Below are 26860 nucleotides of genomic sequence, written 5' to 3' on the forward strand. Positions count from 1 at the left end.
TTGGATGCGACAGGAAATGGTTCAACTACGGCAGCATTGGTAGACAATGGTTCAAATGATGCTTCGGGAATTGCTTCATTATCACTAAATAAAACAGCTTTTAGTTGTTCCGATATTGCTACCAACCCGAATACCGTAACCTTAACGGTCACTGATAACAATGGAAATGTATCGACCGCTACAGCCGAGGTAACGGTAAAAGACGAAGTGAACCCCACGGCAATAGCACAAAACGTAATTGTTCAGTTGGATGCGACAGGAAATGGTTCAACTACGGCAGCATTGGTAGACAATGGTTCAAGCGATGCTTGCGGTATTGCATCTTTGGCATTAAGTAAAACCGCTTTTAGTTGTTCCGATATTGCTACCAACCCAAACACCGTAACCTTAACGGTCACTGATAACAATGGAAATATATCGACCGCTACAGCTGAGGTAACGGTAAAAGACGAAGTGAATCCGACAATAATAACTCGAGACATCACTGTGCAATCAGATGAAAACGGTTTTGTGGGCGTCACTGCCGAAGAGTTTATTGTTAACAGTAGTGACAACTGCAGTATTGCTAATATAAGCATTGATCGTACAGATTTTGATTGTGCCAACTTAGGTAATTACACTATTACCATAACGGCAATAGACGCTAATGGCAATACGACTATAGAGACAGCAGTACTTACAATAACCGGCGATGATTATGATGGGGATTTGATAGCTGATCCTTGTGACACCGACGATGATGGCGATGGCACTCCTGATACGGAAGATGCTTTCCCTTTAAACGAGAACGAGGATACGGACACCGATGGTGATGGTACTGGTGATAATGCAGATATTGACGATGATGGCGATGGCACTCCTGATACGGAAGATGATTTTCCATTAGATGAAAACGAAGATACCGACACCGATGGTGATGGTACTGGTGATAATGCAGATATTGACGATGATGGTGATGGCACTCCTGATACAGAAGATGATTTTCCATTAGATGAAAACGAAGATACCGACACCGATGGTGATGGTGAAGGTGATAATGCGGATAATGATGATGATGGTGATGGCACCCCTGATAGTGAGGACGCTTTTCCTTTAAATAAAAATGAGGATACCGACACCGATGGAGATGGAGAGGGTGATAATGCGGATAATGATGCCGATAATGACGGCGTACCCGATAGCGAAGATGCCTTCCCTCAAGACCCTAATGAATATCGAGATAGTGATGGAGACGGTACAGGAGATAATGCTGATTTGGACGACGACAATGATGGTGTAGAAGATATTGATACCGATGGTGACGGCACTGGCGATAACTCAGATACAGATGATGACAATGACGGTGTGGCCGATTTTGAAGATGATTTCCCAACAGATTCCACAGAAACTGTGGATACGGATGGAGACGGACTAGGCGATAATATGGATGAAGATGATGACAATGACGGCTATACCGATAACATGGAAATCGAACAAGGAACCAATTCCACTGACTCCAATAGTTTGCCGACGGATACAGATAAGGATGGTATACCGGATTCTTGGGATGATGATGATGACAATGATGGTGTGGCGGATGCCAACGACGATTTTCCTACAGAAAAGGAACCACTTCTTAGACCTGCAGAAGCTTTCACACCAAATGGAGATGGCGTTAATGATAATTGGATAATTCCTGGAATAGATAACTACCCTAATGCTACGGTTACGGTGTATAATCGTTGGGGACATCAAGTTTTTTCAGCTTTAGGTTATCAAAACAATTGGAACGGAAATCACAATTCGAACTCCAATATATTACCGGCTGGCTCCTATCTCTATATCATAGATCTCGGGAATGGCAAAGCACCGATACGAGGCTGGTTGTTCCTTAACTATTAATATCCAATTAAAAATTTAGAAATGAATATCAATTTTAAATATATAGTTCTTATAATCTTATTTATCGTGACCGTAGGAAGTCTTTCTGCGCAACAAGATCCAAACTATACCTTTTATAGGTTCAATATGAACATAATAAATCCGGCGTATGCGGGAGCATCCGAAACCACCGATGTTGGTCTTAATATTAGAAGTCAATGGGCAGGGGTTCCCGGCGCGCCCGAAACTCAGAGTTTGATTTTTGGAACATCGGTCGGTAAGAAAGTAGGGGTAGGTCTTTCTGTGGTAAACGATAAAACCTTTATTGAAAACCAAACTTCGCTGGCGTTGGATTTCTCCTATAAATTAAAACTTAATGAAAATAACGATCTTTTTTTTGGAATCAAAGGTGGTTTTACTTCATATGATGTAAACACCGAGGGTCTTTTGACATACGGAATACAACAAGATATGTCATTGATGAATATAGATGGTCGTTTTAACCCTAATTTTGGTGCTGGTCTTTATTTGAAAAACGACAACTATTTCATTTCCTTTTCGGTGCCAAAAATTCTAACTCCCGACCGTTTGGAGCAAAATAATGACCAAGCTAGATTGAGCATCGATAAGGTTCATTACTATTTAGCTGGAGGGTATGATTTCATTTTAAGCGAAAACGTTAAATTAAAACCATCGGTTCTTTTAAGGCATGTTGATGCTTCGCCTATTTCCCTAGATATAACATCGTTGGTTGAAATTGGTAATCGCTTCGATATCGGTGCGGCTTATCGCTTGGACGAAAGTGTAAGTGGCTTGCTTATTTTTAAAACTGGATGGCTTGATATTGGATATGCTTACGAAGTAGCGTTAGAGAACCCAATCCGCAACAGCGATAATGGAACTCATGAGGTTATGATGAGTTTGAGCTTTTAGCAAAAACCAATCTTTGAATCGAATTGAATCGAATTCCAATTCGAAAATTTCATTCCTATCTGAGAAATACGAAAAATAATTAGAGAACAATAGTTGGTAACTCTAAAAGTTTCAAATAAACCTTAATTAAAAAAGTTTGTTACCGGTCTTTGATTAAATTTTTGGGAAACAAGCTGTCGATTCCCCTAAGGTTAGGACAGTGCGTTTGATCATTAAAATGATACAAAGAAAATTCACTTGAAAATTCGAGCCCAAGGCAGTATTGGGATCTTTCAAAAAAGCGGTGAGCCTTGCCGAGATTGCTCGGAAATTTCAGATACGCCCTGCCAGGTCAGCGGTTGGAAGCCGTACTTTTCATTTTTCAAGGGATTTATACCTGGTGCAACAGAAGAAAGATTCAAGCTACTTTGGGGAATAAAACAATAGAAGGATTTGACACCGAAATAGCTCATCAAAAAATAGCGATATCACGCATATTTAATTGTCCACTTATTTTGTTGCAGGTTCTGGTTGTTTATTGAAGGCATTCAAAACAACCAAGTAAGCCATTTGATAACTTGACATCTTTTGAGCCTTTCAATGGCTCGGTCAATAAACTTTTTTCATCTAGCACATCTTTAAACTTGGAAGCATATTTTTCAAGATCTTTTCTGCGCTCTTTGATCTTTTCGATTATTTCTTCTCCGTTCAATTCAAATATTTGTTCTGGCCAAATTTTAAACGCATCGGCAATCGCTTTATCGGTTAAGGTGTTTTGAAGATACTTTGCCTCATGTAAAAAAACACTCCTATCGGTTTTATGCAAAAAATAGACATCAAAATCCATTACAAGTCCGGGGAGATAGTCAATGTCCTTTTCGAAATTTTGAAGATCGGGAAGAATATTTTTATTAGAGATGATAGTAGGGACGATTCCTCCAATTTTGAAGAAAGCATTGTCCCGGTCACAAGGTAGCGGGATTGCTTTTAAATTAGGTCCTTTCTTTTGAATTACCCAGCCCCATTGTTTAGCGTGTCTGTCCCAATCGCCAATCAATAAGTCGAACAATCGAGCCCTTACCACTAAGTTTTCGTCAATCGATAGATTTTTACGATGTTGCATTTTGAGTTCTTGTAGCTTTTCGGTATCTACCACTTGTGTTGCATTACTTAGGGCTGTCCAATCTGCTTTTCCGTCAGTTTCATACTCCAAAAGATATAATCGATTGCCAAATTTTTGATTGTATTTCCCCAAATCTGGTTGTTTGGGTAGAAACAACAATTTTGGTTTTGTGCTCAATAATCCTATATTCTCTGCCAGTTCGGCCACCACTAACGCGGCGTATGGATGCTGCGCTGAAATTCCATCTACGATGATGTTTTCAAGCCCTAGGGTTTTAGCGAATTCGGGAATTAATGGCTCAGGATTTTTACTTACGCTTCGCAAGGTGTAGACGATTCCATTTTCTGCTTTTACTTCAAGGGAATGCGTTTGTTGACCACCACCTTCCTCAACCACCTTAACACCTCCTCTTAGGGTATCTAAAAAAGCGATCGGAACCTTTATCGGTGTAGACCAAACTTTACGATACTGCTCACCTTGCACCATATTTTTAATGGTATTGCCCTTGTAAAGAACATTGGCCGCTACAAGTACAGAATCGTGTTTGCTAAAATCAATGCCTTCGATATCATCAATATCTAAGATTTTGCAGGTCGCAAATGTCTTTTTGCTGTTTGATACCGAGACATAAACCAGTGCAATAAGTATCGTGATAAATGCAACGATAAAGAGCAGTATTCTTTTTAAAACCATTTTGGTTGCTTTATATGTTAATCTTCGTAAAGCGCTTTTAGATATACGATCGAAAGAATACTTGATTCAAGGGTGATAGAATGCGATTTTAAAATTGCGCTAACATTTTCATTGAGGTCACCCGCTAAAAGACAATTGCATATTTCTAATGCTTTTTCGTCAATAATGATTGAATCAATATTGGCTATGTGAATATTTGTTAAGGCATTTTTACCATAAATTTGGCTGTGGAAATGATATAGTTGCTCTAATGTTTTGGGTACTGGCCCTACTTCCTTTTTTGTAAAAAGAAGTTGTTCGATTTCTTCCATGAGCGACATTCTTTCAAATGCACGTTGCTCAAAAAATATTTTAAGAATAGGTATTTGAGCTTGAATAGACGTGTAAATACATTGCTGCTCGGCGAACGCATATACTTTGATCAATTGAAGAAGACATTCCCTGAGTATCTGGTCTTGCATTTTGCATTGATTTGATGTCTTTTAAAATTAGTATAACCTATGTGTTAGAAATTGCTGTAACGGGTATAATTTTAGCTCTATGGGTCTAGAGGTAACTGTTCTAAAGCAACGGGTAGATTTTTATGTTGTGCAATAGCATAGCGGTATGCATCAACTCTTTTTCTTTTTGGGTTACAATATCGGCCCAAATTGTGTTTACTTAGGTTAAATTGTTCTCATATGAAAATTGCTCTTTACGGTTGTCATACTTGTAGTTGATCGAAGAAGTGAATTTTTTACCATGACTTTTCCAGTAGCAAAAACAGAGGTGATTTACTCGAAACATGAATTAAAACGGGCAATGTTATTGTAAGGGGCATCACGCGTTCTTGACTGACGGTCGTTGCAAAACATGATGGAAATGCTTTTCAGAACATTTAAGATTTTGAATCTGGCCATTCGATTAAAAAAACTGGTGTCTCTCAAAGATGAATACTGAAAAATACCACGCGTCAATCAACATGAACCCTTGTCAAAAAAAATGCTTTAGAATTGGGCATACGATTCCCCAATATATACTATGTAATGATTAGTAGAATATTTCCTTTCGTTTTTCTATGTATCCTCGGCTCGTGCAAACAAGTTCAAAAAATATCAGATGTCTTTGTTCGGCCAACACCTCGTGAAATCTATGCTCGTAATTTTGAAGATGGCGACTTGAACTATTTTCAGTGGAATAGGGCATTTGAATTGGCACTCGAGGATAGTTTGCAGATTACCCTCCCTTTTTATGAAGTAGGTGAATTTCCTGCTCAAAAATTTCCGGTCTATGGCTTTAATATGGAATTGAGCCAGGGTGAAAAGTTGGTGGTATCTGTGACAATGCATGATTCAATCCCATTCTTCATCGACCTATATCGGTATAAAAATGTTGATAGCCTTGACTCAAAGTCTGAACTCAGCAAAAGACAACATGGTAGATTGCCAATTGAGTTCCCCGTTCAAAAAAATGGAACATATAAGATTCTCTTACAACCGGAACTTTATAAAGCTACGAACTTTCAAATTGAATTGTATACGCGACCTACGCTTACTTTTCCTGTAGCCGGCGTTTCCGATAAAGCCATTCAAAGTTTTTGGGGCGCCTCGCGATCAAATGGAGAGCGTACCCATGAGGGCGTAGATATTTTTGCCCCTAGATTGACTGCCGTACTGGCCGCCACTGATGGTCGAATAGGATATACGGGAGAACGTGGCCTTGGAGGGAGGCAAGTGTGGTTACGAGAAGGGGTTTTAGGAAAATCTTTTTACTATGCGCATTTGGATAGCATTGCCGTCACTTCTTCGAAAAAAGTATGGGCTGGCGACACCTTAGGTTTTGTGGGAAATACCGGAAATGCGAGAACAACTGCACCACATCTTCATTTCGGAATCTACACCAAAAGTGGAGCAATCGATCCATTGCCCTTTATTCGGCAAAAAAAGCGAGAAAAAATAGCACTTGAGCGACCTGCTACAAGTGGATTCATTGTCGCGGAAAAAGCCAATATGCGTCTGGGCGCAGATGTGCATTCAACAAAGTTACATACGCTGGAAAAGAACGATACCATAACTATTTTCGGGAAAACTGTCAATTGGTACCATATCAGACGGTCAGAGGGCACCCAGGGTTTTATTTATCACACCTTGGTTCATGAAATTGATTGACCACTGACTTAAAAGTGGGATTATTTTTTTAACGAAATGGTGTGTCTTATATACGTGGTCTTTAAGCCTTGACCTTTTATTCGGTTCAGTCATTGAGTACAATAAAAAACTCTGCAAATTAATCGAAATTGACGAATTGTATTTCCATACTATTCGCACTTGAAATAATAACTATCGTTAGGGTCAAGTACATGCAAATGGTATATTCAAAGTTTCAACCATTGATAAAGCGACCAATAAGACCGTTTGAGCAACTTTAATTTTGTCGATTTTCTAACTTTAATCAAATTAAATAAATCAAAAAAAGACTTCGTATGATTATTACAAATAACAAAAATCAGGACAACGAGGGAACTTCCCATGGTTTGGAAAATAAAGTTCCCCAGAATAGCAATCAAGAACAAAATCAGAACGGATCACAAAAAGACTCCGAAGAAGCTATAGGTAAGCCAGTTAACAATGGAGGGGTGAAAACTGTAGAATATGAACCACAATTAGAAAAGCAGTGGTTGGCTGTGCGTGATGAATATCGTGCCCATTATCCTGAATTGGAAGAGGCCGACACCGAATATGAAGAAGGGGGGCTATATGAAATGATTGATCGTTTGGCCAAAAGGAGACAACGCTCGCCAAAGGAAATACAAAGGGAAATTATGAAGTGGTCTTTGATCAAGTAAGCGATGATTTTAAAGCCTGAAATGGTACATAACATTTAAAAGCTATTCATTAATTTTTAATGATAGCGAATTATATACCCCAAAGTGATTTCCTATTCTTTACAAAGTTTGAACCGACTTAAAGGTATTCAAGAGTTAGGCTAAATTGTTTTTTCAGAATCTGGAATAGCTAATTATATCTGTCAGTGACGATGCCCTCATAATTTAAGAGCGACTATTTTTTTTGTTATTTTCTAATTTTTTAAATAGTCTTGACCTTGGTAGAACTATGGCCACAACCAAGCCTGGTACACCTATTCCGACAGCAATACAAAATAATTCAAACATGTGGGGGATTGTTAAATCCCATCTGCTTAAAGCAGATGGGATAAGTAATATCCTACAAAATAAGTAAATTTTATTTGTATTTCTTAAATTTTTTTCAAGACTATGATATTTTATATGGAGACTAAAAAAAGAGGTGCTGATTGGTTATCATGCAATAGGTGCCTTAATCGAATCTCTTTAGGGCGTAGTGCATCTTATAAAATTTTGAATGCTTCAATTAGACTAAAGAGATTGCTACTTCCGATTGCATACGATAATCTCTAGCGTAATTTAAATCATGAGCTCGAGTGGATTATTATATGATCCAAGTGCTACGGCTTCTTCATTCAGATTTTGACAAACTTATATTCTTTTTTTCTGAGAATTTCTAACAGCAAATTAATTGAACTACTAAGAATTAAATACCAATTCAAGGTTTAAATAAAAAAATCCCCGAAAGGCGGGGATTTATCTTTATTTAAACTGTGGTGAAAGATTATACACTTCTACCGGTTACCAGTTTATAAACGATCAAAATCACTGCAATTACCAGCAAGGCATGCAAAATGCCGCCCACATCAGGGAATGCTACAAAACCAATTAGCCATCCTATGACTAAGAGTACCACGATAATCCAAACAATGTCTCTCATATTAGTAAGTTTTAGTTATTAATTAATTAAAAAAATCGGTTATTTATATTTATACGGGAATAGTATCGGTCTTCTTCATACGTTCCCAGTTTCTGTGCTTAGCAATGGCACTGACAAAATCTTTCGGGTCACAATTGATGCAGACAGCTTTGTCATCTTTAAATCCATTGACATAGGTTTTGTCTAAAAGGCTTTCCGCTTCGTTATCCGCAGCGATAGCCTTACAGTGTTTTAAAGCTTCGTTTATAAACTTGATATATTTACCGTTTTTCATCAAGGTATCTATTGATTTTTTTCCACCGGGAATATATACGGCATCATAAAGAACGCTTTCTGTGGTACTGATCGCGGCATCTACTTTATGTTTCATATCGGTATTACATGTAAGGGTACCTCCATGTGGTCCGATAAGTTTTATTATGGCCTTTTCATTTTCCAAGACCTCCTGCATCGTTTCGAAATCTTTCATGGCAAACCCGTCGGCCACGAGTACGGCGATTTGTCGCGTGGCAATGCTGTCGAATTTTGTGTTCGATTGACTTAAAGCAGGAGATTTTTCAAGATAATTCTTTGCTTTGCCCGGCTGAAAGTCATCCACATTGCTATCGGCGCCAATTGCCTGATTAATGGGCTTCTCTATGTTTTTTGGAATATCCATCCCTAAGTTTTCGGCAACCTGTTCTGCAAGATCGACATTGATTTGTTTAATCATCCAAAGCATTCGCGCTTTGATGTGCTCTTGCTTGCATTTACCTAGTTCGAAAGAATAGGCATTGGCCACATGGTCTTTCTCCCAGTCGGCCAAACTTCTATAAAAGAGAGCGGGTTGGGAAAAAAAGTCGATGAAACTCTCACTGCGTGTTCGGATTTTTTTGGCATCTATACGTTCTTCATAGGAAGAAAACGCCCCCTCGGCTATTTTGGACAAATGTGGGCAACCACCCCCCAAAGTATTTGGGAAATACGCCGTTTGACCTTTTGGGATGCGCGTCTGCATATGTCCGTCACGCTGATTGTTATGGGTTTCGCCTATGGGTTGATTTATGGGAATCTGGTGAAAATTGGGGCTTCCCAATCTTGAGAGCTGCGTATCGCGATACGAAAATATACGGCCTTGAAGTAGGGGGTCGTTGCTAAAATCGATTCCGGGTATGATATTTCCAGGAAGAAAAGCCACCTGTTCGGTTTCTGCAAAGAAATTTTCCGGATTCCGATTCAATGTCATCTTTCCGACGATGGTAACAGGTACCATTTCTTCTGGAATTAATTTTGTGGGATCCAATAAATCGAATTCATATTTGTGTTCATCGGCTTCCGGAACGATTTGAAATCCCAATTCCCATTCGGGATATTGGCCTGCATCGATAGCTTCCCAAAGGTCACGTCTATGGAAATCTGCATCTGCCCCATTTATCTTAACGGCCTCATCCCATGTAACAGAGTGAACCCCAAGAATAGGTTTCCAATGAAATTTCACAAAATGAGATTCTCCTTTGTCGTTAATCAATCTATAGGTGTGAATGCCAAAACCTTCCATCATGCGTAGACTTCTAGGAATCGCTCGGTCACTCATTGCCCATATATGATTGTGTAGGGTTTCTGGAGTTAAGGAAATAAAATCATAAAAGGTGTCGTGCGCAGATGCCGCTTGAGGTATTTCGTTATTGGGTTCAGGTTTAACCGAGTGTATGAGATCAGGAAACTTCATCGCATCTTGAATGAAGAAAATCGGCATATTATTACCCACAAGGTCCCAAGTTCCTTCTTCGGTATAAAATTTTACCGCAAACCCCCGAACATCCCGTGCGAGGTCAGGGGAGCCTTTGGAACCGGCGACTGTTGAAAACCTAACGAATACCGGAGTCTTGCGTTTGGTGTCGTTGAAAATGCCGGCCTTGCTATATTTTTTTTGATTTTCATACAATTCAAAATACCCATGCGCCCCACTACCACGGGCATGTACGATTCGCTCGGGTATGCGTTCATGGTCGAAGCTTGTAATTTTTTCGCGTAGTAAAAAATCTTCCAAGAGGGTAGACCCACGTGGTCCGGCCTTCAATGAATTGTTGGTGTCATTGACCTTGACGCCCTGACGCGTAGTCAAAGGTTTGTTTTGAGCATCGTCAGTGTAATTATCTAACTGTTCCGATTTCTTCGTATGTTGATTTTTTTCTGCCATTTTCTTGTTGAGTTAATAACTGGTGTGAAGCTAGTCATGAAAAGTCGATAACTGTAACTCAAAAGACTCAGGGTTTAACTGTATCGTAAACAGTACTTTTGATGGGAAGGGCAAAAAAAGTGATGATATATTCTTGAAGGACGAAACCGAGGATTCAAGTATAAATTAGCTTGAATGTGACAAACATGTGTTGATGTAGGCTTTATCATTAAAATTACCTCATATAAATCAATAAGAAAGAGATTTTAATCAGGAATGTTTAGAAAAAAGAAATAATGAAAATGCTCTGTTTTTCCGACTTGCCAACATGGTTGTAAACTATGTAAATGCTTATTTCCCTTTTGGAGTCACAGCCTCTAAAATCTCCTGTTCCATACCATAATATTTCAGGGCAATGGCAAAGGCTACCACCGAAAGAATAATCCCCACCATAAAAACGGTATAAGTCCATCGAAGCAGTTGGTACTTTGTCTTCAGTACTTTTCCCAAATAATAGAGATCCATACTTAGTGAATCGTAGATGGTTCGCTTACTCTGTATAATCTCCCGCATCTTTTCTTTGAAATCTTGGGGGTCAAGAGCGTGGAAGTTTCCGAAAAATAAATAATTGGTATCCTTTTTTTTAATATCAACGTCGACAACGCTTTTATTTTCGATTTTTGGACGTGTAGCCAATACTGACATAATCATCGATGCAATACTGAAAATTACAAAAATGACTGTCGGATAAATGAGGTAGGAGTTCGTTGGTGCACCTAGTTTAGGAATGAGGTTTGCCAAAAGCAATGATATGATAATAGCGTTCACCGAAAGTAGAATGTTGGCCTTTGTATCGGCGATGTCGCTTAATTTTAGATGGTTTCTCAGTTGTGTTCGATAAAGGGATTGAATGGCCCTTTCTGGACTTTCATTCTTCAGCTTGACCTTTAATTCTTCTTTTTTTTGGGTTTTTATAGTTTTAGCGGCCGACCCAATCAGGTCCATCACATTCTCTTCTTTCTGTTCTTGCCAATTTTCCTTGGCAAAGTCGGTGTAAAAGCGATGATCTGTACGGAGTATTTCAATATATTTTTTTCGTAATTCCTCAATCGGTTGGGGGTTGAGGTTTAGACTCTCTTGTTCCATTAGCAATAGACCTAAGAGCTCTTCAAAATCTTCTGAGGCATAATAGTGGGTACGAATATCCTTAATTATCTTTTCTTCTTCGTTTTGCGGTGACTGGTTGCTCCACGCGGCCTCGATGAGTGCGCAAATCTTAGTTGTTGATTTTTGTTCTTTCCCGTTTTTTAACAAAAAGTCCTTTACTAGTTCACAGGCTTTTCGGGAGGGATTTTGGTGATTTTCGTAAAAACCGGAATTAAGGAACCAAGCTGCAATTAAAACGGTTGATTTGTCGATAGCGTCATCCGAATAATCATCAAGCAATTTTTTTGCATGCTCAACTGTATTCTTGGTAAATTTTAAATTATGAAAAAGGTAGTTATTGTTTAATTGTTCAGACAGCAATTGTGTCACATAAGTCTGTGTTTTGTCAAATAGGGTGTCCATTCTTTTAAAATATAGGGTTATAGGAAGGTCAATGTAACTTATTCCTATTTGCGGAAAAGAATTTATTGAGTTAAAAATTAACTCATAAGTCCATTATTGCATTTTCATTTTAAAATACTTTTGGTGCATAGCCTATAACTATGAAATTGCGAACCAATGAGCCCTTTTGGCTGGTCAAGAACGGCATTATCGACTCATACCCCTCTTTACAGGATGATATCGAAGCTGATATTGTTATTGTCGGAGCAGGTATTACCGGAAGCTTAATGGCCCATCAATGCCTTACCGATGGTTACAAAACTGTTTTAATCGACCGCAGGGAAATCGGCAACGGAAGTACATCGGCGACAACCTCAATGTTACAGTATGAAATTGATACTCCTCTTTACAGGCTTATTGAAATGATCGGTAAAGAAGGTGCTATTGCCAATTACCAAGCTTGCTTTGATTCAATCGATCGTTTGGGCGAAATTTCTAAAGAAATAAATTCCGCTTGCGGATTTGAAAAGAAAGAGTCCCTATATTTTGCGGCTTTTAAAAAGGATGTTTCCAATTTACAAAAGGAGTTTGAGGCAAGAAAAGAGAACGGTTTTCCCGTGAAGTGGCTCTCGGCTTCTGCAATTGAAAAGAAATTCGGGGTAACGAATAGTTGGGGAGGAATACTTTCTGAGCAGGGCGGGAGTATTGATGCATTTCGGCTAGCGCACGATCTTTTGGCCTATAATTCAAAAAAAGGATTGAAAGTCTACGACAAGACCAATATTAAAAAAACAAATCACACCAAAAAAGGTGTTACTCTTACAACCGATACGGGCTATACTGCTAAAGCCAAAACTGTAATCTATTGTACGGGTTTCGAAAGTGTAACTTTAATAAAAGACAAATTTGTTGATTTGTTGTCAACCTATGCAATGGTGGGTGAACGGTCGGGAGATAATCAGAAGCGATTGAATAGCACACTTTTTTGGAATACCACAGATCCTTATATGTATATGCGCACTACTGATGACAATCGATTATTGATAGGAGGGGAAGACGAAGAATTCGTGGATGCCGAAAAACGGGACGGACTAATTTCTGAAAAGGTAAAAAAACTGGAAAAATATCTAAAAAAAATACTTCCAGATTATGAATTTGTACCCGACTTTGCCTGGGCAGGGACTTTTGGGGAAACAAAAGACGGACTCCCTTATATCGGTAAGCATCCCGAATTCGACAATACTTATTTTGTCTTGGGTTTTGGTGGAAATGGAATCACTTTCTCTGTAATCGGAATGGAACTCATTTCGCAATTGTTAAGGGGTCACAGTCACCCATTATCAGCATATTATAGATTTAGAAGATAACAGTGATTCTCTTTATATGCTTTTAGAGGTTATCGTCGAGCAACGTAGATGCACTTTGAATTTGTACTATACTTGAGTAGCTAGGTCTATTTGCAACTTATCGGGCCCTTAACCAAGATTAATGCAAAAATTAGTGTAATGAAAATATTAAAACAAAACTAAAAATTATGAAAGCCATCCCAACCCTATTATGTATTCCAGATATTAGTGGGTTTACCAAATTTATGAGCGATACCGATTTTGAATTGAGTTCAAAGGTTATTCCCTCATTATTGAACAAAATTATCTATTCGAACGAAATTGGACTAAAAGTGTCTGAAATCGAGGGAGATGCCGTTTTATTTTATCGTACGGGAGAATTGCCCCCTTTCGAAGAATTGATAGCACAATGCAAATTTTTCTATACTGAATTTTATAAACAATTGGCCGTCTTAAGAAACAAAAACGGGCATAAGCGTGATGCTGCAAAAATTCCTAAAATTCTTGGTCTCAAAATCATTCTGCACTATGGTCAAGAAATTGCGGTAGTGCCAGTAGGGAAGCGTATCAAATTAATGGGTGAAGATGTTATTGTCGCTCATCGATTACTGAAAAACGATATTCCTTTCGACGAATATATTTTAATTTCCGAAAGTCTGATATCTATGTATGAAACCTCGGTTAAAAAAGATCATTTTGATTTGAATGAACTGGAAAAAGGTAGTATTGAAGTGGAACATGTCGGACGAATAGATTACCATTACGTGCGGTTAGATCCTTTGGAAGAAGGTAAAGGCTAATGCTCTTTGACGTCTGAGGTGCTACAGGAAATCCAGCTCTTAAACATTATAACATATTGGTTTATAACTAGTGATTCTATATCAACCCGAATCCAAGATATATTTTCTTCCAACCTATCAAAATAGTAAACGACCCTTAGTAATGATGGTATCCAACCCTTTTAAATATATAATTTTATTTATTTTGTTATTTTTTACGGCTTGTGCTACATATGCTCCGCAATATGCGCCAGACCTCAAGAAAGAAGCGGCAAGTAAAGAATCACCCCTTCATACTTTTTTTATCGCTGGGGGATTTGGTCAAATTAGAACGGGGTCGAATTCGGCAGCAGTAACACTTTTAAAATCACATTTAGAAAAGGCGAATGCGGAGAGTACCCTGATTTTTACAGGCGATAACATTTCTGAAGATAATGATTGGCAGAAAGATAAGTCTTTTATCGACCGGCAAATAGACCTTACAAAGAACTTTAAAGGGAACACTATTTTCATTCCCGGGAATAACGAATGGAAAAGTTACAACACCGAAAAAATCGAGAAAGTAGAAAAGTATCTTGACGATATTGATGACGAGCGACTCAAATTTTTTCCGAAGAACGTATGTCCAATCGAACATAAGGTCATTAATGATGATCTTGACCTTATCTTGATTGACTCTAAATGGTTTATTTCAAACTGGTCAAGAATCGAGAACATCAATAAAAAATGTACCGACATCGTTACCCGAAGAAGGTTTGCAGAAGAATTAGAAGGCTATATAAATGATGGTCAAGGTAAAAACATCGTTATTGCCATGCATCATCCGATTTTCAGCAACGGTGAATATGCGGGAAAGCAAACCTTTAAAAGTAATCTATCGCCACTCCCAATTTTTGGCTCCATTCGAAATGGCGTGATGAACCTTGGGGCCTTCTCCCCTGAACTGCTTAATTCCAGAAGGTATAATTACCTGAGAATTCTAGTCAGTTCATTGGCCAAAGATTCCGACCGTATAACTATAGTTTCGGGTCATGAAGAAAGCCTACAATATTTAAAAGGAGGCGATATACACCAGATTATTAGCGGCTCGTTAAGTAACAAAACTGCTACTCGAAGAACCCAAGACAGGATCAACACCATAGGTGGATCTTTGAAATATGAGGGTAGCTTTACCCATGGGGCCAAAGGATTCGCCAAATTGGAGTATTTTGAAGATGGTTCCTCCCAAGTAACTTTTATTGATGAAAACGGAGAAGAGAATAGCTTTTCAATTTTAAAGAAGCTCAAAACTGAAAATAGTGATTTTGATTTCCCGGAAATATCCCAGAAAACTAGGAAGGATGCCGTGGTAGATGATAAAAAAGCACTCAATAAAACAGGATTCTATAAATTTCTTTGGGGTGATCGCTATCGACGGTATTTCGGTGAATCGGTAACGGCACCCATTGCATTGCTAGACACACTTTATGGTGGCTTGGAGGTGACAAAAGAAGGTGGGGGGCATCAATCGTATTCTATTCGATTGGAAGATAAAAACGGAAAGGAGTACGCCATGCGCTCGTTACGAAAAAATGCTTTAAAATTCTTGAAATTCAAGATTCCAGGTGTGGCGTATACCCATGATGATTACGATGACACCTTTACCGAAGAGGTCATTTCTGACTTCTTTACGACAGCGCACCCATATATGCAGTTGGTAATTAATCCCTTGGCGCTTTCGGTCAATGTAAACCATTCAAGTCCCTCTTTGTTTTACATACCCAAACAAGAGCGTTTAGGGAATTTGAACGAGCGTTTTGGTGATGAACTCTACTTTATAGAAGAACGCCCCTCTGATGAACAATTGAACTTTAAGGGATATAAAAGAACTATCGACGAATCAGGAAAAATCAATGATTTCGAGAGTACGACCGATATGTTCGAAAAAATAAAAAGTGATGAATCGTATACCGTGGATGAGCGTGATTTTATTCGAGCACGTATTTTTGATATGCTTATTGGTGATTGGGACAGGCACCAAGATCAATGGCGATGGGTAGAATATGAAACGAAAGACGGTGATAAGACATTCTTGCCCATCCCCCGTGATCGTGATAATGCCTTTCCGAAATTCGATGGGGCCGCAATGAAGTTTATAAAATTGATGGTACCCAATGCGAGACGCTGGCAATCATACGGCCCCGAAATTGATAATGTTAAATGGTTGAATGTGGGCGGAAACAAAATTGATAGAGCAATATTGACTCGGTATGGCACCGAAGTATGGGAAGAAGAAGCCCTATTTATCCAACAAAATCTTTCTGATAAAGCTATTGATGATGCCTTTTCACGATTGCCTGTTGAAGTACAGGATGAAACTGCCGCGCAAATTAGGGACAACTTGAAACAGCGTTTAAAAAATTTACCAAATTATGCCAGGGATTACAGCAAATACCTAAATAAATTAGTGGCAATACATGGTACCGAAAAAGATGATAAAATATTGGTAACACGCTTGCCCGATGGCCAGACTAGGGTTGAGTTGAGGAGGTTGTTAAGCGATAGTCTTGATGAAAAGTTCTACGACCGTACTTTCAATAGTAATGAAACCAACGAAATCTGGATTTATGGATTAGGAGACGATGATGTTTTTGAGGTTTCGGGAGATGGAAACGATAAAATATTGATCCGTTTAATAGGAGGGTATGGATTTGATAGCTTTGATATAACAGACAAAAGTGCTGTCAAAGTTTATGATTGGAAACATGAAGAAGTTAACTTCGAAAATGAAATACCCCGGCATCAACTCACAGACGTTTATAGAACCAATACTTTCCATTGGCGCTTTTTCGAGGAAAATAGCAATATCGTAAAACCGAATGTAGGCTTTCGTTCCGATGACGGATTTTATCTCGGTGTCACCGATACCTTTATCTATAATGGTTTTAATGGAGGGGAATTCAAGCAAAAACATAGTCTGGTCGCGAATTATTATTTTAAATTCAATGCAGCCGAAGTTGCCTATTCAGGGGTTTATGCGAACGTATTTCCAAAATGGAATATTGAGGTTAATGGGTATTTTACCAATGATCGCTTTTCGAATAATTTCTTTGGTATTGGTAATGAAACAGCCAATTTAGAGAATGACCTCGGTCGAGAATTTTACCGCTCCCGAATGCAAAAAATACGTTTCAACGCCGGAATTTCTTATCATACCTTAAGGTTCAAAGCATTATATGAATCATTTAATGTAAAGGAACTTCAAGATCGTTTCTTTGTTCCAGACAATCTCGACCCACGGGTGTTCGACTTCCAAAACTATGTAGGTTTACAAACCTCGGCAGTTTATGATTTGGCCGATGCCAAAGATTTCCCTTCAAAATCTATGATATTGGGGTTAACAGCTGGTTTTAAGTCCAATACCAGTATTAAAGAGAATAAGTTTGGCTACCTAAAATTCAGGGCGGGTTTCAGGCATAAATTGATTTCTTCGGGAAATCTGGTATTCGGTACGCAGGGGGAAGTAGAAACGAATTTCGGAAACGATTACTTTTTCTATCATGCTCCTTCGTTAGGTGGAAATAACGGCTTGCGAGGCTTTCGAGATGAACGTTTTTCTGGAAAAACTTCCTTTTATCAGAGCTCTGATTTACGCTTACGTCTAAAAAGAATCGTTACGGCCATTGCTCCGATTACTCTAGGAGTCTACGGTGGCTTCGATTACGGCAGGGTTTGGGTGCCTAACGACAGTTCTTCAGTTTGGCATACTTCTCAAGGTTTAGGGGTTTGGGCAAGTGGAGTCGACTTTATTACTTTAAATGCGGGATATTTTAATTCTGTAGAAGGTAATTTGATACAATTTGGTTTTGGTTTTCAATTTTAGCCAATATGAACCGTCGCTATTACGGATGTGCATTTCTTTTCCTATGTGAAGGCATAAGTTTATACAGGTACTTTTTGCCAAATTTTATGACAGTACGACGATTGCCGGCTATATTGACAATACATAACAGAAAAATAAGCTCGAAAATGGTTTTTTTAATGATATAAGACCGGGTTCAGTAGTACCAATCTAAAGCCCAAAATAGGGTTTTAGTATTTGTGGAATTAGGGTCATTGCGCTACATCGCAATTAATCTTGACCCAATGAATTTAGAAGTCTTAAAAGTTGCTTAATAGGTTTTTTAAGGGGTTCGGTAGTTTATACTTTTGACAATAACGAATTATTTTAAAATCGAAACCTATGAAAAAGACTATAAAATTTTTAAGTGTTTTAATGTTGGTATGTACAGTAGTGACGTCCTGTAGTAAAGACAATGATCCGGTCGATGACAATATTTTTATAGGGACCTATAACGGGTCGGTAAGTTATTCCGAAGAAGAAAGCAATACAGATATTGTGACTGATGACGGACGTGTCACCTTGGTCAAGGTTGGCGATTCTTATAATTTTGACTTTTCGAACGGTATACCCAGTCTGAAAGGCATAAAAATGGATAAAAATCAAAACTTACTGATCAACAGCGACGGAACGGTCAAAATAGATGAAGGTACTTTGATTATCGCTTATACTTTGGATGGAGAAACCTGGACAGCCAATTGCTCCAGATAATGGATAACCTTAGGCCGGAATAGTAATGTATAATATGATCGATTTATTTTAAGCGGCTATCTTGAGCATGGAGTTTATTTACGAAATTAAAGTTGGCATTATTTAGTGTCTATCTTGCTTCTCTTAGGTGGTGGGGCCGAGTGTCATATGTTTTTGACGCGTTAATTGCAAAATACGTTCCTTTTGTGGTAATAAACCACGTAACTTATTAAAGTAACAATTATGGAAAAATTATTTGAAACCTCGTGGACTACGGTAATGGTCATTTCGCTAACGGCATTGGGAATATATCTGGCAGTTATTCTATTTACACGGATTTGTGGGAAACGTAGTTTTTCTAAAATGTCAAGTTTTGATTTTGCTATGACCGTAGCTATAGGATCTATTATAGCTACAACCGTATTATCTTCATCGGTGAAATTGATTGATGGTGTGGTTGGGTTGGCCGCTGTTTATATCTTACAAATTTCAACAGCATTGGCAAGACGAAATAAATTTATACAAAAAGTTGTAGACAATTCCCCATTGTTGCTGATGGATGGAGAAAAGATTCTCGAACATAATTTAAGAAAAGCTAGAGTATCGCAAGGAGATTTGCGATCGAAGCTACGCGAAGCCAACGTTACCCAGCTATCTCAAATAAAAGCTGTGGTTTTCGAGGCCACAGGGGATATCTCTGTGCTGCATGAAGATAGTGATCAACCATTGAATTTATGGTTAATGAAAGATGTAATGCGAGAATAAGTCTAATTGTTTTCTAGCTCTTGCTTTTCTTCTTTACTGATGGCCAAAGGATGGTCGCTAATGCCCAAACCGACAATTTTAATAATATTGACAACCGTATTGTATAACATTAAAACTACCACGATTAAAGCGGCACTAATAAGGGCGCTGATTGAAAGCGCTATATAATAGATGATAGAAAACCAGTTTGCAGGCACATTGTCAGATTCTGTAACCGGGAGGTTAAAGAGTAAAAACGATAGTAACGACACCACGAACACAACGGTGTCGAATTTGGCAATTTGCAAAACATGGGTATAATGGTCTTTTTTTAATCTTGATTTGCTTTCCGTGCTCAAGCCTAACAAAGTCAGTAAAAGTGCTAATATCGTTGCCGAGGCAAGAACTATCGTATTGCACAACGTATTAAGCCCCGCCAATGAATTTTTTATCAAGACTTTGGCTTCATATCCACTTAAGTTGCCTAAAAGAATAGATCCTGTGAGTATAAAGAGCAGCGAAAAAATTCCACCCCAAATCGCTCTTTTTGTATATAATGATAAGTTCATGCTTGGTTATTTCTAAAAAATTATTGTCATAGTTGGGCATAATAAACGGTTCGCGGTAAATCACAGATACCCTACCGAAAAAGAGGGCAAATTATAGCTTAACCTTTGTGAGTCTTTCTATGAATTGTTTATTACATTCTTGAAGCCTTGAGGTTATCTATAAAAACTAGGAAATTTAAAACGTAAGTCATTCATTTAACCAAGCCCACAACTAAATTAGTTTTATGGTCATGAATCCGTTAGAATGATTTTAGGAAATAGGTTCTCGCTATGGTCAAAAATATAAAAGCGGCCCACATCGTTAGGGGCCGCTCTTATTACCAATCAAACAAACTAATCTTTCAAGTCTTCAAGAGTTCTAATCTTATTCAAATCGGTTCTGATCTTCATCAGCTGATCACGAATGATGGTGGCAACGCTAATAGGTAGCGCCTCTTCTTTCAAAACTTCCTCATATTCTTCAACGGCCGCTTTGTCGCCTCGAATAGCCTCTTCAAGCATTGATTCGTCATTATTGCCGGAGAAGAAAGATTTGATGTCCATCCATGTACGATGCATAGTACCCGTAAAACTGCCGTCGTCATCGATTTCATCGTAACTGGCTACGAGTTCCCGCTTTAACGCTTCGTTGAAAGTTTTGCGCTGACCCGATTTTCGTTCAAAAAAGGATTTAAGATTAAGACTATCTGCATTTTCTGCGGCTTTTTTATACCCTTTTTCGGCATCCCGGTTCTTTTCGAGAATTTCCTCTAATTGATTGACTAATTTTCTATTTTTTGTTTCCATTGTATTAAATGTTTTAATTAAACCTAGCTAAAATTAGTAATTGAAAGTATAGACGATGAACTGAATTCATTTCATTTTTAACACAAATAGGAATACTGGTAGTAATACATTGTGCTCTTGATTTAATTTCCCTTTTATTAGCTTAGGTGTGTGGTTGGTATAATTTCTTCATTCACGATAATATTCGCTTCGATTTGGACAATTCTTTCTTGTAAGTCTCAATAATTTTGTGGCACCTTTGAATTTGCTTATAAAAAGAATTATAATAAGATATTTATATGGTGGGAGTGATGTATTGAAGCAAATGATAAATAAAGAATCTAAAAAATGTTGATTCTCAGGCTAAGCTGATGGGAACAATTTAATGGATGAAGACAACATCCTTATTTTGAATAGGGTTTTGGAGAAATTAAAAAACGACAAGCGTTACAATTTTTAAATTAAAACGATGGGTTCTACCGCCATATATGCAATACTGCTTGCAGGGATTCTTGCCACTACTACTATGACCCTATTTAGTTATTTGGTTTCTCAAATACGAAATCGTGAGTTTAACGAGGCACAACTGCTCAACAAGTTTATAGACAACACGAAGTGTCTTCCTGAAATACCTAATGAAAATTCCCTTTGGGGTTGGTTCTTGCACTATGGTATTGGTATTTTTTTTACCGTTTGGATGTACTGTTTATTTATTACTTTCGAATGGCAACCGTCTATATGGCTCGGTGCGGTATTGGGTTTGATAGCAGGAATGGTGGGAGCTGTCGGTTGGCTGAGTCTTTTTGCTTTTCATCCGAACGCTCCGGAAACCGATTTAAAGGAATTTTTAATACAATTGCTGATGGCACATTGTATCTTCGGCGCTACCGTAGCTACCATTTTAGCAGAGTTTATCTAATATTCTGATATGGTATTCTTTTGGCTCGTTGTTAATCGATGGTGTTTGGGATTTGATGTACGAAACAAGAGCATCAAGATTTTATGGTAATGTTTTATAACTCAAGTTTTCTTGAGCTGATAAAAAAGCGGGATAGGAAATAGAATCTTTAATAGATAATTTCGTATTGCCCAAAATTTGGGAAATTAGTGACGTTTCTAATTCCATATGAGTATTCCCAAACCATTCTAGTCCAAAAGTATACCATTTTTCTCCCATGATTTTCAATTTTGTGTACTCTATTTGACACCCATAGTCTAAAGATTGTGAAAGGGAGAAAAGTTTTGTTTTTCCATTAATTTCGGTCAGCTGTAATGCAAGCCTTTCTTTCTCTACGGAAATCCATCTTTCGTAAATGCCCTGTGTTATTTGCAGTAGCACAGGATCATCACTTTTGGCTTCAAAACTCCATTTGGTCCAGTGTTCAAAACAACCCCATACATCGGTAATCAGACAACCTTTCGAGCGCGCTCTGGTTCGGTGCTTGACCTCTATAGCACCATCCCTTAATTTTACTCCTATATTTTCATCGTTCAATTGTAAGTATAAATCTTCTCGAATGTTTGAGGCATTCAATTCATGATTCTTAAACCAGTTTTGTATCTGTGTATTTTCGGTTTTAAAAAACCATCTTATTTCCTTGGTCTTGTACATAACGACATACTTAAATTAATAAAAATATACAAAATTATAACTTAAAAGTAGTGATTTTAGAAGAATTTTCTTACCTCAATAAGGGCGTGGATTGACCCAAAGGATTTGCTTTTAGTCACATTGGCATTTCCAATTTTTCGTAATCATAAATAGAAAATAGGAAACGAATCCTTGGCATGCATGCCCATTAAACGAGCATCATAAATTGTTCTTTCAAGCAAATCAATTAGGCTAATTTTTAATTGTATTGGAATAAAGCGATTGGACCCTTGAAACTAATTTTAAAATTAAAGCGATTTAAATTTTAAATTCAAAATGTTATGAAAGCGAATCAAAAGCCTGAAAGTGGGCCAAAGGATATAAAACGAGCAGCGACTTCTATTGATGATATTCTTGAGAGCGTAGACGAAAAAATGGCACTCGAAAAAAAGCAACAGGCGAAGCAACCGGGCCTTCAACATAAAATGAATATTACACCGCAAACCATTCGAAAGAATTATAAGGGAAGTGAGAAGTTGAAGGGCAAAGTTGCACTAATAACTGGTGGTGATAGTGGTATCGGTAAAAGTGCAGCAGTACATTTTGCCAGAGAAGGTGCCGATGTGGCCATTGTTTACTTCTCTGAAGATACCGATGCCCAAGTTACTGAACAGGCTATTGAAGAAGAGGGGCGCGAATGTCTTTTGATAAAGGGGGATGTTAAGGAAGAGGCATTCTGTAAACACGCCGTTCAGTCGACCATAGCTAAATTTGGTAAGTTGAACATTGTAGTTAATAATGCCGCAATGCAATTCCCTGAAGAAAGTCTTGAAGATATCAGTACTAAAAACCTACATAAAACCTTCGAAACGAATATTTATTCTTTCTTCTACATTACTTCAGCAGCAATTACGCATTTAAAAAAAAATGATGCTATTATTAATACCACCTCAATTACTGCCTATCGCGGGTCTGAACACCTAATTGACTATGCGAGTACAAAGGGGGCTATTGTAGCTTTTACAAGAAGTCTTTCAAAACGGCTGGCAAAACAGGGCATCCGTGTCAACGGCATTGCACCAGGACCTATTTGGACACCCTTGATCCCTGCAACTTTCGAGGGTAAAGAACTGGAAGATTTTGGTAAGGATGTACCTATGGGACGCCCAGGGCAGCCTTCGGAATTGGGGCCTGCTTACGTTTTTTTGGCCAGTCAAGACAGTAGCTATATGACGGGGCAAGTATTACATATCAATGGAGGGGAAATTATTGGAGGGTAAATTAGGGTTAGAATAAATCGACCTCTAACTAAGAACGAATTGTTCTTTTGCCACTTGTTTTCCATTATGAAGCCGACTTAATTTGATGGCCTTATCAATCATTTTTTGCAGTTCATTAAAACAGGAAGGTTTTCGTAGATAGCCCATTGCCCCATAAGTATAGGCATTTTCTACATCGTTCGGGGAGGAAGAGGTTGAATAGATAGTTACCAAAATATTCTCCAACGGGAGGGTTTTACGTAGTTGTTTTAATACTTCTATACCTGATATTATGGGCATGTTCAAATCAAGAAAAACATGAATGTTAAGCGAACTGTCGACTTTTTTGATATAGTTTAAGAATTCGTGCCCGTTTTTAAACTGTACAAGATCAACCCTCAGGTTAAGACTTGCCAAAGCCTCGGCAAAGAGGTCGCGATCATCTTCATCGTCATCGACCAAAATTATTTTATGAATATAGTTATCCATTTCAATTTCCCCCTTGGGCATAGAGATTTATAGTACAAAAATAGTAATAACTTTCAAGTGATTTTAAAAAAAAGCACTCTTGGAAAAAATCTATGAAATTTAATCTAAAAGTCTTAAAAAGGCCTTTTTTATTTTCGAAGGTACAGCGTGAAAATCGCACCTTCGCCAGATACGCCGGTCGCGGTAACGGCTCCTTCATGGTTGGCGATAATTTTCTTCACTATGGAAAGCCCCATTCCGGTACCTTCATATTCACCTTTTCCATGCAAGCGCTTGAATACTTCAAAAATTTGGTCGGCCATATCGTTCGCAAAGCCTATTCCATTGTCCTTAAAACTAATTTTATGATATGCATTGTCTGTATTCAAGCCTACACTTTTCAAATCTTGATGCTGAGCAGTTTCTGTGTTGATTTCTATTTGAGGTATGCTATTTTCTCTTGAGAACTTGAGGGCGTTTCCTAAAAGATTACTAAAAACTTGCCGCATTTGAAAAGGTACGGCGTTGACTGTCGGTAAACCTGAACTGCTAATCTTTGCATCGGTGTTCTCGATCAAACCTGAAAGGTTGTCTAGAACTTGATTTAATATGTCATTCAGATTGGTCGGTTTGAACTCCTCACGGTTTTCATCCATGCGTGAAAAACTCAAAAGGTCATCGATTAAAGTGCGCATACGACTGGCCGAGACCGTAATTTTGTCAAAAAACTTTTTTCCTGTTGTTGTCAGGGTGTTTCGCTCATGTTCTAGAAGTCGCGAGGTATAAATTTGAATTTTCCGCAACGGTTCTTGAAGATCATGGCTTGAAACGTAGGCGAACGACTCCAATTCTTCATTGGCATATTTCAGTTTTTTAACAGAATGCCGTAATTTTTCGTTCGCTTTATAGAGGAGCTCGGTTCGTTCCTCGACCTTTTTTTCTAATTCTTTAGAGAAATTTATCAACTTCTCTTTTGCGAGAAATTGATTGGTTACGTCGGTAACGGTAATCATTACACCCGAAACCGATCCATCTACTTCCTTTAAAGGTAAATAAACATAATTTACATAGAATTCGATTTTTTTTCCGTCTTTAAAAACTACGGCTTTAGAGTCTTGGTTCCGTATAGTGCGACCAGTTCGAAGTACTTCTTCAATTTCTCTAATAAAATTTTGGTTTCTAAGTTCGGGAAATACTTCGATAAGATTTTTTCCAATGACCTCGTCCCAGGTTCGTCTCCAAAAATGGTCCAGCATTTGGTAATTGGCCATTTCGATTTTTAAATCCTTCCCCCTAAAGATTGCCTTTGCAACAGGTGATTGCAGCACCAAGTTCTTAAATTGGCTTTCGTTTTCTGCCAAGGTAATTCTTGCAACGACATAGTCTGTGACTTCGTTCGCAATCAGCATAACTTCTGCTACTTCATTAGTTTCCCCTATAATAGGGTGTAATACAAAGTCGAAATAGGCATTCTGTATTTCCCCCTTACGCTTTATGGGTAGGTTGAATTCCGTACCGCGAACCGACTTCTTTTCAAGGTGAACTTCTTCGAACAAGGGACGAACATTTTTTTCGATTTCAGGAAGTGCTTTATACAGAGTTTGACCTATGAATTCAGCTGGGGTTTTATCTATGATTTTTAAAAGCGAAAAATTTGCCATTTCGACTACACATTCATCACCTTTGAATATGGCTATGCCCACGGGTGCATTGTGAATGATATTCTTAAATCGTTCCCTTTCTACTTTAATTTGATCATTGACCTTTTTTATTTCTTCCGCAGATTTTTCCTGTTCGGTGACGTCATGCAAGGTTCCGTTAAAACGGTAGACCTCGCCATTTTCATCGAACCAGGATCGACCCAATGCACGAACAATTTTTAACTCTTTTGACTTTAAGTTGACAATGGAATAGGTTATGTCATACTTACCCCCGTTTATACCTTTCAAAGCATTTTGTATGGCTTGGGTGACACGAGTTCGGTCTTTGACGTGAATTGCCTCGATGGCAACAGCTAAATCTATATCAAAATCTTTTTCGATACCGAACCAATTTTTAAGTCTTTCATTACCACTGAATTTATCGGTTTGTGGGTTATAGTCCCATGTTCCCAGTTCGGCAGCATCAATGGCGAATTTTAAGAGATCTTCACTTTCTTTTAATTTTTTTAGATTGAGTACTGCTTCTGTAGTTTCGGTGCACGTCACCAGAATGCCCGAAACGTTTTCATCGTCTCCAAGAAGAGCACTATGACTAAATGTCCAGTATACATTTTCAATCTTACCGTTTCGATAGATAGGTATCAGTTGATTTTCGCTCCATGTAGGTTTTCCCGTGGTCAGTACCTGATGGATCAGGGGTTCGATGGTATCCCATATTTCTGGCCAAGCAAATGCCGCCGCTTCTCCTAGAATGGAGGGATGTTTCCCATCTTTTCCTAAACTGGGACGATAGGCGTCGTTATAAAAACATATAAGATCACTTCCCCAAAAAACAAATTTCGGGAAAGCTGTTTTCAGTATATTGCTTATGGTTACTTTTAAGGCGACTGGCCAATTTTCAGGTTTTCCCAAGGAATGGGAAGACCAGTCCTTATCATTAATGATTTGGCCCATTTCGCCACCGCCTTGCAGGAACTTGGGGATGCTTTTGTTGTTATCTAAATTCAATCGACACCTGTTAAAATAAAAGTT

The 26860-nt window shown here is 38.3% G+C and carries 21 protein-coding genes; 11 read left to right on the forward strand and 10 right to left on the reverse strand.

Annotated features, from left to right (window positions below; all coding sequences use genetic code 11):
* Together AACZ88_RS22665 and AACZ88_RS22670 are read left to right on the forward strand one after the other, a co-directional pair.
* A partial coding sequence (locus AACZ88_RS22665; protein WP_339715681.1) for a gliding motility-associated C-terminal domain-containing protein occupies positions 1-1881 on the forward strand: 1881 nt, incomplete at its 5' end.
* 21 nt (positions 1882-1902) lie between these two features.
* Positions 1903-2793, forward strand: a complete 891-nt coding sequence (locus tag AACZ88_RS22670; RefSeq protein WP_339715684.1) for a type IX secretion system membrane protein PorP/SprF — start codon at positions 1903-1905, stop codon at positions 2791-2793.
* A 514-nt stretch (positions 2794-3307) separates the two neighbouring features.
* On the opposite strand, the gene AACZ88_RS22675 is transcribed toward AACZ88_RS22670, so the two are convergent.
* Together AACZ88_RS22675 and AACZ88_RS22680 are read right to left on the reverse strand one after the other, a co-directional pair.
* A complete protein-coding gene (locus tag AACZ88_RS22675) occupies positions 3308-4588 on the reverse strand; it encodes a hypothetical protein (RefSeq protein ID WP_339715687.1) in 1281 nt (426 codons plus the stop codon).
* Between the two features lie 17 nt (positions 4589-4605).
* Positions 4606-5049: a hypothetical protein gene (locus AACZ88_RS22680; RefSeq protein ID WP_339715690.1), complete on the reverse strand. Its 444-nt coding sequence runs from the start codon at positions 5047-5049 to the stop codon at positions 4606-4608.
* A gap of 564 nt (positions 5050-5613) precedes the next feature.
* On the opposite strand from AACZ88_RS22680, the gene AACZ88_RS22685 reads away from it, so the two are divergent.
* Together AACZ88_RS22685 and AACZ88_RS22690 are read left to right on the forward strand one after the other, a co-directional pair.
* A complete protein-coding gene (locus tag AACZ88_RS22685) occupies positions 5614-6735 on the forward strand; it encodes a peptidoglycan DD-metalloendopeptidase family protein (RefSeq protein WP_339715693.1) in 1122 nt (373 codons plus the stop codon).
* A 314-nt stretch (positions 6736-7049) separates the two neighbouring features.
* Positions 7050-7412, forward strand: coding sequence for a hypothetical protein (locus AACZ88_RS22690; protein ID WP_339715696.1), 363 nt, complete (start codon positions 7050-7052; stop codon positions 7410-7412).
* A gap of 802 nt (positions 7413-8214) precedes the next feature.
* Here the strand turns inward: AACZ88_RS22690 and AACZ88_RS22695 are convergent.
* From AACZ88_RS22695 to AACZ88_RS22705, 3 genes are all read right to left on the reverse strand, one after another.
* The gene (locus AACZ88_RS22695; protein ID WP_339715699.1) at positions 8215-8370 is read right to left on the reverse strand and encodes a lmo0937 family membrane protein; all 156 of its coding nucleotides are present in this window, start codon (positions 8368-8370) and stop codon (positions 8215-8217) included.
* Between the two features lie 49 nt (positions 8371-8419).
* Positions 8420-10549 (reverse strand): catalase, encoded by a 2130-nt coding sequence (locus AACZ88_RS22700; RefSeq protein ID WP_339715702.1) that lies wholly within the window; start codon positions 10547-10549, stop codon positions 8420-8422.
* Between the two features lie 330 nt (positions 10550-10879).
* Complete coding sequence (locus AACZ88_RS22705) at positions 10880-12097, reverse strand: Pycsar system effector family protein (protein ID WP_339715705.1); 1218 nt, start codon at positions 12095-12097, stop codon at positions 10880-10882.
* A 140-nt stretch (positions 12098-12237) separates the two neighbouring features.
* Here AACZ88_RS22705 and AACZ88_RS22710 point away from each other — a divergent pair, with 140 nt between their 5' ends.
* From AACZ88_RS22710 to AACZ88_RS22730, 5 genes are all read left to right on the forward strand, one after another.
* A complete protein-coding gene (locus AACZ88_RS22710; protein ID WP_339715708.1) occupies positions 12238-13443 on the forward strand; it encodes an FAD-dependent oxidoreductase in 1206 nt (401 codons plus the stop codon).
* Between the two features lie 167 nt (positions 13444-13610).
* A complete protein-coding gene (locus tag AACZ88_RS22715; RefSeq protein ID WP_339715710.1) occupies positions 13611-14222 on the forward strand; it encodes a DUF2652 domain-containing protein in 612 nt (203 codons plus the stop codon).
* Between the two features lie 142 nt (positions 14223-14364).
* Positions 14365-18063 carry a ShlB/FhaC/HecB family hemolysin secretion/activation protein gene (locus AACZ88_RS22720; protein WP_339715713.1) on the forward strand — a complete coding sequence of 1233 codons (3699 nt, stop codon included), beginning with the start codon at positions 14365-14367 and terminating at the stop codon, positions 18061-18063.
* A gap of 360 nt (positions 18064-18423) precedes the next feature.
* Complete coding sequence (locus tag AACZ88_RS22725) at positions 18424-18792, forward strand: hypothetical protein (protein ID WP_339715716.1); 369 nt, start codon at positions 18424-18426, stop codon at positions 18790-18792.
* A 222-nt stretch (positions 18793-19014) separates the two neighbouring features.
* On the forward strand, positions 19015-19536 hold the full coding sequence (locus tag AACZ88_RS22730; protein ID WP_339715719.1) for a YetF domain-containing protein: 522 nt from the start codon (positions 19015-19017) through the stop codon (positions 19534-19536).
* 2 nt (positions 19537-19538) lie between these two features.
* Here the strand turns inward: AACZ88_RS22730 and AACZ88_RS22735 are convergent, their stop codons facing one another.
* Together AACZ88_RS22735 and AACZ88_RS22740 are read right to left on the reverse strand one after the other, a co-directional pair.
* Entirely contained in the window at positions 19539-20084 is a 546-nt protein-coding gene (locus AACZ88_RS22735; protein ID WP_339715722.1) for a hypothetical protein, read from the reverse strand.
* Between the two features lie 333 nt (positions 20085-20417).
* Positions 20418-20870: a PA2169 family four-helix-bundle protein gene (locus AACZ88_RS22740; RefSeq protein ID WP_339715725.1), complete on the reverse strand. Its 453-nt coding sequence runs from the start codon at positions 20868-20870 to the stop codon at positions 20418-20420.
* Positions 20871-21318: 448 nt separating this feature from the next.
* Between AACZ88_RS22740 and AACZ88_RS22745 the strand changes: the two genes are divergently transcribed.
* On the forward strand, positions 21319-21768 hold the full coding sequence (locus AACZ88_RS22745) for a DUF6789 family protein (protein WP_339715728.1): 450 nt from the start codon (positions 21319-21321) through the stop codon (positions 21766-21768).
* 81 nt (positions 21769-21849) lie between these two features.
* Here AACZ88_RS22745 and AACZ88_RS22750 read toward each other — a convergent pair whose 3' ends face one another.
* Positions 21850-22461, reverse strand: a complete 612-nt coding sequence (locus tag AACZ88_RS22750; protein WP_339715730.1) for a hypothetical protein — start codon at positions 22459-22461, stop codon at positions 21850-21852.
* Positions 22462-22874: 413 nt separating this feature from the next.
* On the opposite strand from AACZ88_RS22750, the gene AACZ88_RS22755 reads away from it, so the two are divergent.
* Complete coding sequence (locus AACZ88_RS22755; protein ID WP_339715822.1) at positions 22875-23720, forward strand: SDR family oxidoreductase; 846 nt, start codon at positions 22875-22877, stop codon at positions 23718-23720.
* Positions 23721-23744: 24 nt separating this feature from the next.
* Here the strand turns inward: AACZ88_RS22755 and AACZ88_RS22760 are convergent, their stop codons facing one another.
* Positions 23745-24209 (reverse strand): response regulator, encoded by a 465-nt coding sequence (locus AACZ88_RS22760; protein ID WP_339715733.1) that lies wholly within the window; start codon positions 24207-24209, stop codon positions 23745-23747.
* A 107-nt stretch (positions 24210-24316) separates the two neighbouring features.
* The gene (locus AACZ88_RS22765) at positions 24317-26836 is read right to left on the reverse strand and encodes a PAS domain-containing protein (RefSeq protein ID WP_339715736.1); all 2520 of its coding nucleotides are present in this window, start codon (positions 26834-26836) and stop codon (positions 24317-24319) included.
* Between the last annotated feature and the right edge of the window lie 24 nt (positions 26837-26860).

It is taken from the genome of uncultured Kriegella sp., assembly GCF_963975415.1.
Classification (GTDB): Bacteria; Bacteroidota; Bacteroidia; order Flavobacteriales; family Flavobacteriaceae; genus Kriegella.